Here is a 13557-nt window from a genome sequence, read left to right as displayed (position 1 = left end):
AGAAGAAGATACAATGGCTGACAAAAGGTGGTATTCATTACGGGTAATTAGCGGTAAAGAAAAAAAAATCAAGGAAAGAATTGATTTGGATGTTGAAAGATCAGGATGGTCGGATATTGTGACACAAGTAGTGGTTCCTACAGAAAAAGTGTATAAAATTCGTGGCGGTAAAAAGGTGATTACAGAGAGAAATATCTTACCTGGTTATTTACTGGTTGAAGCGGATGCTGAAAATTTTAGTGGCGAGATCATCCAGGCTATTTCCGGCATGACGAACGTTATAAATTTTTTGGGTGGAACCAATCCCATACCTATGCGCCAATCGGAGGCAAATCGTATGTTGGGTAAAGTTGATGAATCCAATGTTACGCAGGAAGTGATGATCGAACCATTCCTGGAAGGGGAGACGGTAAAGATTATCGATGGCCCTTTTAATGATTTTGTAGGCGATGTAATTGAAGTTAACGAGGAGAAAAGAAAGTTGAAAGTAGTTGTGAAGATTTTTGGTCGTGGAACGGAGGTTGAATTGAACTTTGTTCAGGTCGAAAAGCAACAATAAATTATTGTAATAAATTAAGTAAATAATGGCAAAGGAGATAGAAACTTTTGTGAAGTTGCAAGTAAGAGGTGGACAAGCGAATCCCGCTCCTCCCGTAGGACCTGCATTAGGTGCTAAAGGGGTGAATATTATGGAGTTTTGCAAAAGATTTAATGCGGAAACTCAAGACAAGCAAGGACAAGTTCTTCCTGTAGTAATTACAGTTTTTAAGGATAAATCCTTTACGTTTATAATTAAAACACCTCCGGCGTCTGTACAATTAGCTGAAGCAGCAAAGATCAAAAAAGGTTCTGAAGAATCCAACAGAAAGAAAGTGGGTTCAGTAACATGGGATCAGGTAAAAGCAATAGCTGAAAACAAAATGCCTGATTTAAATGCGTTTACTGTAGAATCCGCAATGAAAATGGTGGCTGGTACGGCGAGAAGTATGGGTATTACCGTAAAAGGAACACCTCCCTGGGAGGCATAGAATATTGTATGTAAGTAGTAGGGAGCCTGATATTGGGCGTTGGACCTCATAATTATAAATAATGGCAAAATTAACAAAAAAGCGTAAAGAGGCTTTGTCAAAAATGGATAGCGAGAAGCTATATGGATTGGCAGAAGCAATGGAGATGGTCAAGGAAGTTAATACAACTAAATTTGATTCATCTGTAGATTTACATATCCGTCTGGGAGTAGATCCCAGGAAAGCGGACCAGGCAATTCGAGGAACTGTTGTATTGCCTCATGGTACAGGTAAAACAAAATCTGTTTTGGTTTTATGTAATCCCGATAAAGAAGAAGAAGCTAAAGAAGCTGGAGCAGATTATTACGGACTTGACGAGTATGTTCAGAAAATCAAGGACGGATGGACGGATGTCGACGTGATAATTGCTACACCTGATGTAATGGCTAAAGTAGGGCAAATCGGGCGAATTTTAGGTCCGAGAGGATTAATGCCTAACCCCAAATCCGGAACAGTTACGCCAAATGTAGCCAGTGCTATAGAAGAAGTTAAAAAAGGTAAAATTGCATTTCGGGTTGATAAATTTGGTATTGTTCACACTCCTATTGGCCGAGTATCTTTTGATGCTGATAAATTAAAGGACAATGCAAAAGAAATCCTATCTACGTTGTCTAGAATGAAACCATCTTCTGCCAAAGGTATTTATATGAAGTCCGTTACAGCAGCATCTTCTATGAGTCCTGGGGTGAAAATTGATCCAAAATCTGTTGCTTAACCAATAAAATAAAGTACCAATGACAAGAGCAGAGAAAACGCAATTGATAGAAGACCTAAAACAAAAGTTTGAAGGGTCTGAATATTTTTATATTACTGATTCCTCCTTCTTATCTGTAGAAGAAGTGAATAATTTGAGGGGATTGTTTTTCGAGAAAGGAATTGAAATGAAGGTGGTAAAAAACACCTTGGTTCGAAAAGCATTGGAAGGTGTATCATCGGAAAAGAATTTTGAAGGTCTTTACGATGCACTAAAAGGGCCTACTTCTATATTATTTACAGAAGTGGCAAATGCACCTGCGAAAGTCTTAAAAGAATTTCGTGAGACACATGATAAGCCCGTATTAAAAGCGGCTTACATTGATACAGATGTTTTTGTGGGAGATGACCAAATAGCTGCTTTAGCGGATTTGAAATCCAAAGAAGATTTACTGGCCGAGATTATCGGATTATTGCAATCTCCACCCAAAACAGTTATTTCTTCACTTCAGTCTGGTGGACAGACCCTGGCGGGCTTAATGAAAGCGCTTCAGGAAAGAAGTGAGAACTAAATTATTAAATTGGCTTCCAAGCGTTAACGCTCTCAATAATATATTGAGTAATTAAAAAAAAATTAAAATGGCTGAATTAAAAGAATTAGCAGAACAATTAGTAAATCTAACTGTTAAAGAAGTTAGTGAATTAGCGGACATACTTAAAGATGAGTATGGAATCGAGCCCGCTGCGGCTGCAGTAGCTGTTGCTGGTCCTGCCGGCGGTGGTGAAGGTGGTGGTGAAGCTGAAAAAACTGAATTTGATGTTGTATTAAAATCAGCAGGATCGGCAAAACTAGCTGTAGTGAAAGAAGTTAAAAATCAACTAGGCTTAGGATTGAAAGATGCTAAGGAATTAGTGGATGGTGCTCCATCTACAATTAAAGAAGCTGTAGCTAAAGAAGAAGCAGAAAGTTTAAAAGCTGCTTTGGAAGGAGCTGGAGCTGAAGTAGAATTAAAGTAATTTTCAATCTTCAATTTCTAAGAGATAAGCAGAAGATTAAATATGAAATAATAAGTAGAAGACTTAACCAACCGTAGGTAGGTTAGGTCTTCTTTTGTTTGTTGTAAAATTCCGGCTTCGAACATTTGCATTTAAATTGACCAAAAAAAAATTTCCAATGGCTTCTAATGGTATTCAAGTAAAAACTAAAGAAAGGGTGAATTTCGGGAAAATTAACCTGATGACAGATTCTCCCGATATGCTGGAAATTCAGTTACAATCCTTTAAAGAATTTTTCCAGTTGGAAACAACACCTGAGAACAGGGGAAATGAAGGTCTCTTTCGCGTTTTTCAGGAAAATTTTCCTATTACTGATGCGAGAAATATCTTCGTACTAGAGTTTTTAGATTATTATGTAGACCCTCCCAGGTATTCTATTGAGGAGTGTATGCAACGTGGTTTGACCTACAGTGTCCCATTAAAGGCCAAATTGAGATTATCTTGTAATGATGAAGAACATATCGATTTTGAGACGATCGTTCAGGATGTTTTTTTGGGAAATATCCCTTATATGACACCCAAAGGGACTTTTGTGATCAATGGTGCTGAGCGTGTTATTGTATCACAATTACATAGATCTCCCGGAGTATTTTTTAGCCAGTCTTTTCACCCCAATGGAACAAAGATTTATTCTGCACGAATTATCCCTTTCAAGGGTGCGTGGATGGAATTTGCAACAGATATAAATTCGGTGATGTATGCTTACATCGATCGTAAGAAAAAATTCCCGGTAACAACTTTATTAAGAGCCATAGGTTTTGATTCGGACAAGAAAATTTTGAACCTGTTTAATTTGGCAGAGGAGGTCTCAGCAGATGAAGATACCCTGCAAAATGTAGTAGGAAGAAAATTGGCCGCGAGGGTTTTGAAATCATGGACAGAAGATTTTGTGGATGAAGATACCGGTGAAGTAGTTACTATTGAACGGAATGAAATTATTCTGGAAAGGGACGTAGTGTTAGAAGAAGAACACATTGAAGCAATTCTCGAGTCAGAAGTTGAAAATATAATGCTTCAACGAAATGATATAGATGAAGATTATAGTATTATTTTCAATACCCTGCAAAAGGATCCGACAAGTTCAGAAATGGAAGCTGTTACCTACATTTACCGGCAGTTGAGAGGAACGGATCCACCGGATGAAGAAACCGCTCGGGGAATCATCGAAAAAATGTTCTTTTCTGATAAGCGGTATAACCTCGGAGAAGTTGGTAGGTATAAAATAAACCGGAAACTTAATCTTCAAATACCGATGGATACCTTGGTACTTTCCGAAGAGGATATGATCGAGATCGTGAAGTATTTGGTGAGTTTGGTAAATCAAAAAGCCGAACTTGATGATATTGATCACTTAAGTAATAGAAGGGTACGAACAGTAGGGGAACAATTGTACGGACAATTTGGAGTAGGATTGGCCCGAATGGCTAGAACCATCAGAGAGCGAATGAATGTGCGTGATAATGAAGTATTTACTCCGGTAGACTTGATTAATGCCCGAACCCTGTCCTCTGTAATCAATTCATTTTTTGGAACTTCCCAGCTTTCACAATTTTTGGATCAGACTAATCCACTTTCTGAAATCACTCATAAGAGAAGGATTTCTGCGTTAGGGCCTGGAGGTCTATCGCGTGAGCGTGCGGGCTTTGAGGTTCGTGACGTTCATTATTCGCACTACGGGAGGTTATGTACGATTGAAACACCGGAAGGGCCCAATATTGGTTTGATATCTACACTGTGTGTGCATGCCAAAATCAATAAGATGGGATTCCTGGAAACACCATACAGACCTGTCAATGAAGGAAAAGTGGTGTTAAAAGGAGATGCTGAGTATTTATCGGCTGAAGGTGAAGATTATAAAAAGATTGCTCAGGCCAACTCTATTATTAATGAAAAGGGTGGGTTTGTAAATGAGCGAATCAGGTGTAGAGAACATGGTGATTTTCCTGTTTTAGCGCCTGATGAAGTGGAATATATTGATGTTGCTCCGAACCAGATTGTGGGGGTTTCCGCTTCGATGATTCCATTTCTTGAGAATGATGATGCGAACCGTGCTTTAATGGGGTCTAATATGCAACGCCAGGCCGTACCTTTATTGAGGCCTGCTGCTCCTATTGTAGGCACAGGATTAGAAGGGAAAGTAGCAAGGGATTCCAGAATGATGATCAATGCTGAGGGAGACGGTGTCGTAGAAAGTGTAGATGCTAATCAAATAGTCATCAAATACGATGCTACCGATGAAGATCAGTTAGTATCATTCGAGAATAATATCAAAACATACAACCTTCTTAAGTTTTTAAGAACGAACCAGGGAACTTGTGTAAATCTTCGTCCTATTGTTCGAAAAGGCCAAAAAGTATCGAAAGGACAAATTCTTTGTGATGGCTATGCTACAGAGAAAGGGGAGTTGGCATTGGGCCAAAATCTTAAGGTAGCGTTTATGCCCTGGAAGGGATATAACTTTGAGGATGCTATTGTAATTTCAGAAAGAGTAGTTCGAGACGATATATTTACTTCTATCCATGTAGAAAGTTATGAACTTGATGTTCGGGAAACAAAGTTGGGTGAAGAGGAATTGACAAATGATATACCCAATGTAAGTGAAGAGGCTACAAAAGATCTTGATGAAAATGGAATTATCAGGGTTGGAGCATGGATTAAGGAAGGTAATATATTAATTGGAAAGATTACTCCTAAAGGGGAAACTGATCCTACCCCTGAAGAAAAATTGTTACGGGCAATATTTGGAGATAAAGCAGGTGATGTTAAAGACGCCTCTTTAAAGGCAGGACCTTCTGCTGAGGGAATTGTAATTCAAAAGCAATTATTTGCACGTGCTAAAAAGGATAAGAATAAAAAAGCGCAAGAGAAAGAAGATCTTAAAAAGTTGGATGACGATCATGCCATTGTTTTGAATGAGTTGAAAACAAGGTTGATTGATAAATTGCAGTCTATCCTGAAAGAAGAAAAGTCAGCCGGTGTGAAAACTGTATACAACGAGGAAGTAATAAAACCCGGTACTAAGTTTAGCAAGTCTCTGTTAAAGGATATCGATTATTCCATAGTCGATTATAGCAAATGGACGGAAGAAGATGAATCCAACAAATTAATTGCTCGATTGCTCCATAATTATTCGATTAAAGTCAACGAGGAAATCGGACGATACAAAAGGGAGAAATTTAATATTAGTATAGGGGATGAATTACCTTCCGGAGTTTTAAAACTGGCCAAGGTGTACATCGCTCAGAAGCGGAAGCTTAAAGTCGGGGACAAGCTTGCAGGACGTCACGGGAATAAGGGTATTGTCGCCAAAATTGTACGGGCAGAAGATATGCCATTTTTGGAAGACGGTACACCGGTGGACATTGTTCTTAATCCTCTTGGAGTTCCATCGCGTATGAACCTCGGACAAATTTTTGAAACGGTATTGGGCTGGGCTGGAGAAAAACTTGATCTTAAGTTCGCAACACCAATATTTGATGGAGCCTCCGTTGAAGAGATTGACGAGTATGTGGACAAGGCAGGATTACCTAAATTGGGACAAGCCTACCTGTTTGACGGTGAGACAGGAGATCGCTTTCACCAACAAGCAACCGTAGGTGTGATATATATGTTGAAGCTATCACATATGGTTGATGATAAGATGCATGCGAGATCCATAGGTCCATATTCACTGATTACACAGCAACCATTAGGTGGTAAAGCACAATTCGGTGGTCAGCGATTCGGTGAGATGGAGGTCTGGGCATTGGAAGCTTTCGGTGCTTCGAATATTCTTCAGGAATTGCTTACGGTGAAATCTGATGATATTCAAGGTAGGACCAAAACGTATGAATCAATAGTGAAGGGAGATCCTCTTCCGGAACCAAATATACCAGAGTCTTTCAATGTATTAGTTCACGAGTTGCGTGGATTGGCATTGGATGTGAAATTCGATTAATTCATTCATTTTAATTTTTGAAAGACATGCCATTTAATGTAAGTAAAAATTCAAGACTCAATAATAGCTTTAATAGTGTCACTATTAGCCTGACTTCTCCCGATGACATATTGGAGCGGTCATACGGTGAAGTATTAAAACCTGAAACAATAAATTATCGGACCTATAAGCCGGAAAGAGACGGTTTGTTTTGTGAGCGGATATTTGGTCCGGTAAAAGATTACGAATGTTATTGCGGAAAGTACAAGCGGATTCGATATAAAGGAATCGTATGTGACCGTTGTGGTGTCGAAGTGACAGAGAAGAAAGTGCGCCGGGAGCGAATGGGGCATATAAAACTAGTTGTTCCTGTTGTACACATTTGGTTTTTTAGATCCCTTCCGAATAAGATCGGATATCTTTTGGGATTGTCTTCAAAAAAACTGGAGTCAATCATTTATTACGAGCGATATGTAGTCATTCAGCCAGGAGCCAAGGAAGAAGATGGTGTTGCAAAAATGGATCTTCTTACAGAAGAAGAGTATTTTGAAATCATTGAAACATTGCCTCCTGAAAATCAAGCTTTGGACGATGAAGATCCCAATAAGTTTATTGCAAAAATGGGAGCTGATGCCATAAAGAGTTTATTGGGTCGATTGGAGCTTGACGAATTGTCATACGCTTTGAGACACCAGGCCGCGACTGAGACTTCACAGCAAAGGAAGTCAGAAGCCCTTAAAAGATTACGTGTAGTAGAGGCCTTCCGTGAGGCGAATGAACAAATGGAAAATAATCCCGAATGGACGATTATTCAATATTTACCTGTTATTCCGCCTGAATTGCGGCCTCTGGTTCCGTTGGATGGAGGGCGTTTTGCTTCTTCTGACCTTAATGATTTGTACAGAAGGGTGATTATTCGAAATAATCGTTTGAAGAGATTATTAGAAATCAAAGCACCTGAGGTAATCCTTAGAAATGAGAAAAGAATGCTTCAGGAAGCAGTTGACTCTCTATTTGACAACTCGCGTAAGTCGAATGCTGTTAAAGCAGAGGGAGGCCGGCCTTTGAAGTCATTAAGTGATATATTGAAGGGAAAACAAGGGCGATTTCGTCAAAACCTTTTGGGTAAGCGTGTGGATTACTCCGGACGTTCTGTAATTGTTGTTGGTCCGGATCTGAAATTACATGAATGTGGTATTCCTAAGGGAATGGCTGCCGAATTATTCAAACCCTTTGTAATTCGAAAACTAATAGAGCGGGGAATAGTAAAGACCGTTAAGTCTGCTAAAAAAATGGTGGATAAGAAGTCTCCGGTAATATGGGAGATTTTGGAGAATATATTAAAAGGCCATCCAATCTTATTGAATAGAGCCCCGACTTTGCACAGGTTGTCAATTCAGGCTTTCCAACCTAAATTGGTGGAGGGTAAAGCCATTCAATTGCACCCATTGGTATGTGGAGCTTTCAACGCCGACTTTGACGGTGACCAGATGGCTGTGCATGTTCCTCTTAGCCAGGCGGCTATTTTGGAGGCACAAGTATTAGTGCTTTCAGCACATAATATGTTGAATCCGCAGGATGGGTCTCCGATAACACTTCCTTCGCAGGATATGGTTCTTGGATTGTATTATATGAGTAAGGAATTATCTCCTGATGCTGATTTCTCGGCCATCAAAGGAGCCAACAGGACCTTTTACTCACATAGCGAAGTGCGTATAGCTTTTAATGAGGGCGAGGCCAATTTGCATGCACCTATAAAATTGCGAATTGAGGATCCAACGGAAAACGGAGAGAAAGAAGTAAAAATTATTGATACTACGGTTGGTCGAGCTATTTTCAACGAAGCTGTACCTGAGACCGTACCTTATATAAATGTCTTATTGACTAAAAAGAATCTGAAAACCGTTATTTCAAATGTTATCGAAATAACAGATTTTGCCGTAACCGCAAAGTTCCTTGATCATATTAAGGATCTTGGATTCTATTGGTCTTTCCGTGGCGGATTGTCATTTAACCTGGGGGATTTGATCACACCTTCTTTAAAAGAATCAACCCTTTCGGATGCTCAGACGGAAGTCGATGAAGTATGGGATAATTACAACATGGGACTTATTACCAACAATGAGCGATATAACCAGATTATTGACAAATGGACATTTGCCGATAATGTGATTACAGATAATCTTATGAAAGAGTTAGCTGCTCATAAGGGTGGATTTAACTCGGTTTATATGATGTTGCACTCAGGTGCACGTGGATCAAAACAACAGATTAAGCAGTTGTGTGGAATGAGGGGACTAATGGCGAAACCAAGAAAATCTGGTGATACAGGTGGAGCGATTATCGAAAACCCCATTCTGTCAAATTTCCTTGGTGGTTTGACAGTGCAAGAGTACTTTATTTCGACTCACGGTGCGCGTAAAGGTTTGGCAGATACTGCACTTAAAACAGCGGATGCCGGTTATCTTACCCGTAGATTGGTGGATGTCTCTCAAGATGTAGTAATCTATGAAGATGATTGTGGTACTCTAAGAGGAATTGAAACCACCCCGTTGATAGAAAATGATAAAATTGTACAACCAATTTCGGCAAGAATTAAAGGTAGATATACATTGTATGATATTACACACCCTGAAACGGGAGATGTAATTCTGGAAGCCGACAATTATATCTCGGAGAGTATTTCTCGAAAAGTTGAGGCGGCTGGTGTAGAACTTGTCACTATTAGATCTGTCCTTACTTGTGAAGCTTCACGTGGAGTTTGTAAGAAATGTTATGGTAAGAACCTGGCAACAGGAAGGGCTGCCGAAACAGGTGATGCCGTAGGTATTATTGCTGCCCAGTCTATTGGTGAACCCGGTACGCAGCTTACTTTGAGAACCTTCCACGTGGGTGGTATTGCATCTGTTTCTCAATCTGAATCTCAGATTGTATCCAAATTTAATGGTGTTGTAGAATTTGATAGTGTAAGAATTGTAGAATTGGAAGAGGAAGGTGAAAAAGGCATTGTTCTTTCCAGGACCGGTGAATTGAGAATCAGAGATAAGGAGACCGGTAGATTGTTATCTACAGCTCATTTACCTTATGGTGCAGATATCTATATCAGAGATAAGCAAGAGATTAAGAAAGGACAATTGATTTGCGAGTGGGATCCATTTAATGCTGTTATTATTTCGGAATTCTCTGGTAGACTTGAGTTTGAATCTATTGAAGAAGGGGTTACCTACAGAATTGAAAGGGATGAGCAAACGGGATTTGAAGAAAAAGTAATTATAGAATCCAAAAAGCGTAAAAAGATACCTACTATTAGGGTAGTAAGTAATGAAGGCGAAGAACTTAAGGTATATAACCTACCTGTTGGAGCTTATATATCGGTGAAGGATGGCGAGAAAATCGAATCTGGTAAAATTATAGCTAAGATTCCAAGACAATTGAGTAAGGTATCGGATATCACCGGTGGTTTACCAAGAGTTACGGAGTTGTTTGAGGCACGAAATCCTTCTAATCCTGCAGTTACTTCGGAAATTGACGGTGTTGTATCTTTTGGTAAGATAAAACGAGGAAATCGAGAGATTATCGTAGAAGCTAAAGATGGTCAAAGAAGAAAATATTTAATTGGATTATCTAAACATATCCTGGTACAAGACGGTGACTTTGTAAGGGCTGGGACACAACTTTCGGATGGAGCAATTTCTCCTGGTGATATTTTGAATATTTCGGGACCATTTGCGGTTCAGTCATATATATTGAAAGGTATTCAGGAAGTATATAGATCTCAAGGAATCGATATTAATAACAAGCATATAGAGGTTATTATTAGACAAATGATGAGACGTGTACGGATTGTTGATCCTGGAGATACCCAGTTCCTGGAAGGCGAACCTGTTGACAAGCATTCTTTCTTTGTAGAAAATGACGAAATATTTGATAAGAAGGTAGTTACGGAGCCCGGAGATTCCAGTAATTTGAGGCCTGGTCAGATCGTTACGTTGAGACAGGTAAGAGATGAGAACTCTATGTTGAAAAGGAATGATTTGAAGATTGTTGAATACAGAGATGCGATTGCGGCAACTTCAACTCCTATTCTGGAAGGAATTACCCGATCTTCATTGGGTACTTCTTCATGGATATCTGCGGCATCGTTTCAGGAGACCACCAAAGTGTTGAGTACTGCTGCCATTGGAGCAAATAAGGATTTCCTCAATGGATTGAAAGAAAATGTCATTGTTGGTAAGCGAATTCCTGCAGGTACAGGCGTAAAGGAATTTCAGAATGTCCTTGTTCGTCACGAAGAACCGGTAGAGGAAGAAGAGGCAGCTGAATAATTAACTTTAATTAATACAGATATTTGTTATTATAGAAATACCAAACCCGGTGGAAGTGACTTCACCGGGTTTTTTATTTTAATTACCTGTAACTATGTTGGGATCACTTGAAATGCTTGTGTATTTTTTGGGCCAATGCCGGGCCTACTACCGTAGCTATTTCATCCAGAGTGGCATTTTTAATATTCTTTACCGATTTAAATGACTGAAGAAGTTTTTTACTTGTTTTGTCTCCCACGCCTGTAATTTCCGTAAGTTCTGTTTTATGTACTCGTTTGGAACGTTGGGACCGATGAAAGGTTATAGCAAATCTATGGGCTTCATTTCTTGCTTTTTGAATAACTTTAAGGGACTCTGATTTTTTATCTATGTATATGGGTATTGGGTCTTGCGGGAAAAAGATTTCTTCTAATCTCTTGGCAATACCTATTACCGTGATCATATGCTCGATATTCAACTTTTTGAGACTTTTCATTGCCGCATTTAATTGCCCTTTGCCACCATCAATAATTATCAGGTCAGGTAGAGCTTCCTTTTCTTTTAATAATCGGTTGTATCTTCTGTAAATTATCTCCTCCATGAAAGCAAAATCATTTTGTCCTTCTACGGTTTTGATATGGTAGTGGCGATATTCAGATTTCGCTGGCTTTGCATTTTTAAATACTACACATGAGGCTACGGAATTACTACCTTGAAAATTTGAGTTATCAAAACATTCCAGGTGCCTGGGAAGCTTGTCCATTTTCAGGTCATTTTTCATAGTTTCCAAAATCCGTTGTTCATGGTTTTTCTTCTGATGGATTTTATTTCTCTTTTCAAAGAATTGAATTTTACCGAATTTGATATTTTTAATAGAAAGATCTATTAATTTCTTTTTATCACCCCTTTGCGGAATCGATATTTTAACACCATTTTCTACCCAATCGGGGAGGTGGGAGACGATGATTTCCGAGGCGTTGGAATTAAACTTTTCGCGTAAAGTGGGTATGACTTTTTCTAGTATTTCAGGTTCGGAATGGTTTAATTTAAGGGTGATTTCTTCGGTATGGGAGTTGATAATAGCGCCGTTGACTACGCGAATATAATTGACGAAGGCAAAATCTTCATCCACTTCAACAGCAAATACATCCAGGTTTTTTATGTTAGGATTGACAACAGTAGACTTTGATTGGTAATCGTCAAAGGCTACTAATTTTTCTTTTAAGGTCTGTGCTTTTTCAAATTCAAGTTTCTCTGCATAATAGCCTATTTCTTGCATCAAATGATCTTTAACAGGTTTGAATTGCCCCTTAAGAATATTCTTTATTTGGGATATTTTTTTGTTATAGTGTTCTTCAGTTTCCAATCCTTCGCAAGGACCTTCACAATTGTCAATATGATATTCCAGACAGATTTTATGTTTACCTTTTTCAATGTTTTCTCTTGACAAATTGAGATTGCAGGTTCTTAAAGGAAACACTTCTTTGATAAGATCAAGTAATATTTTGGCTCGCCATTTTGATGTATAGGGTCCAAAATAGACTGATCCATCTTTAATAATATTACGAGTGAAAAAGACACGGGGAAACCGTTCATTTTTGATACATATATAGCTATAGGACTTGCCGTCTTTTAAGGTGACATTGTACCTTGGCATATGCTTTTTTATAAGAGTGCTTTCCAGTAGGAATGCATCGGCTTCGCTTTCCACTACGGTCCATTGGATATCCCGGGCGTTTTTTATCATAACCCGGGTTTTATTATGGAGGTTATATTTAGGGATAAAATAAGAAGAAAGCCTATTTTTTAAATTTTTGGCTTTACCTATATAAATGGGTGTTCCGGATTTATCTGAAAAGGTATAAACTCCTGGAGTCCTGGGAATAATATTGGAGATTTCGTCAAAGTCACTTCTCGTCATAAAGTTGCCCTTTCAATGCACTTAACATTAAACGCGCAGCTGCCGGATTAGTTGCCATGGGAACATTGTGAACATCACATAGCCTCATAAGCATTTGGACATCCGGCTCATGAGGATGTTTTCCGAGTGGGTCCCGAAAGAAAAATACAAGATCTATTTTGCCTTCAGCTATTAATGCCGCAATTTGGGCATCCCCGCCAAGTGGTCCTGACAATACCTTGTTTACTTCAATGCCTACATTTCCAAGGTGTGAACCAGTGGTGGCAGTTGCATAAATATTGCTATTCAAAAAAAGCTTTTTGTTTTGAAGGAAAAAACTAACCAATTCTGGCTTTTTGCCGTCATGTGCAATAAGAGCAATATTCATAGTTATTTTTTTAAATCTCTATTAATTAATAAAATTACGGTTTTGATTCCGTACGCTAAAATAACCAAAAGCCGAAGAAATTTATTTTTCAACCGTCCTAAAAGGAAATTTATTGGGAATAAACCAGGATATAAATAAAAGGAATCAATTTGTATGACATTTGTGAAAATGGGTAAGGGATTTTAATTTTTATCACAATTAAACTAAAATTTTTATGGATCACTTATCATACG

Annotated in this window: 9 protein-coding genes; 7 read left to right on the top strand and 2 right to left on the bottom strand. The window is 38.7% G+C overall.

Going from position 1 to position 13557, the window contains the following annotated elements; translation table 11 throughout:
* Positions 1-13: 13 nt before the first annotated feature.
* From nusG to rpoC, 7 genes are all read left to right on the top strand, one after another.
* Positions 14-559: a transcription termination/antitermination protein NusG gene (nusG, locus tag LVD47_RS08505; protein WP_236975268.1), complete on the top strand. Its 546-nt coding sequence runs from the start codon at positions 14-16 to the stop codon at positions 557-559.
* Positions 560-584: 25 nt separating this feature from the next.
* On the top strand, positions 585-1028 hold the full coding sequence (rplK, locus tag LVD47_RS08500; RefSeq protein WP_236975267.1) for a 50S ribosomal protein L11: 444 nt from the start codon (positions 585-587) through the stop codon (positions 1026-1028).
* A gap of 61 nt (positions 1029-1089) precedes the next feature.
* Positions 1090-1782, top strand: coding sequence for a 50S ribosomal protein L1 (gene rplA / locus LVD47_RS08495; protein WP_236975266.1), 693 nt, complete (start codon positions 1090-1092; stop codon positions 1780-1782).
* 19 nt (positions 1783-1801) lie between these two features.
* Positions 1802-2332, top strand: coding sequence for a 50S ribosomal protein L10 (rplJ, locus tag LVD47_RS08490; RefSeq protein ID WP_236975265.1), 531 nt, complete (start codon positions 1802-1804; stop codon positions 2330-2332).
* Positions 2333-2399: 67 nt separating this feature from the next.
* The gene (gene rplL / locus LVD47_RS08485; protein ID WP_236975264.1) at positions 2400-2777 is read left to right on the top strand and encodes a 50S ribosomal protein L7/L12; all 378 of its coding nucleotides are present in this window, start codon (positions 2400-2402) and stop codon (positions 2775-2777) included.
* A gap of 157 nt (positions 2778-2934) precedes the next feature.
* Positions 2935-6753, top strand: a complete 3819-nt coding sequence (gene rpoB, locus LVD47_RS08480; RefSeq protein WP_236975263.1) for a DNA-directed RNA polymerase subunit beta — start codon at positions 2935-2937, stop codon at positions 6751-6753.
* A 26-nt stretch (positions 6754-6779) separates the two neighbouring features.
* On the top strand, positions 6780-11057 hold the full coding sequence (gene rpoC / locus LVD47_RS08475; RefSeq protein WP_236975261.1) for a DNA-directed RNA polymerase subunit beta': 4278 nt from the start codon (positions 6780-6782) through the stop codon (positions 11055-11057).
* 103 nt (positions 11058-11160) lie between these two features.
* Here the strand turns inward: rpoC and uvrC are convergent, their stop codons facing one another.
* Both uvrC and LVD47_RS08465 read right to left on the bottom strand, forming a co-directional pair.
* Positions 11161-12957, bottom strand: coding sequence for an excinuclease ABC subunit UvrC (gene uvrC / locus LVD47_RS08470; protein WP_236975259.1), 1797 nt, complete (start codon positions 12955-12957; stop codon positions 11161-11163).
* Complete coding sequence (locus LVD47_RS08465) at positions 12944-13324, bottom strand: methylglyoxal synthase (protein WP_236975257.1); 381 nt, start codon at positions 13322-13324, stop codon at positions 12944-12946. The genes uvrC and LVD47_RS08465 overlap by 14 nt, the downstream gene beginning before the upstream one ends.
* Positions 13325-13557 lie beyond the last annotated feature (233 nt).

Origin of the sequence: Membranihabitans maritimus (assembly GCF_021729145.1) — a bacterium.
GTDB lineage: Bacteria > Bacteroidota > Bacteroidia > Chitinophagales > Saprospiraceae > Membranihabitans > Membranihabitans maritimus.
Note: the sequence above shows the minus strand (reverse complement) of the source record. Positions and strands in the feature narration are given on the sequence as shown.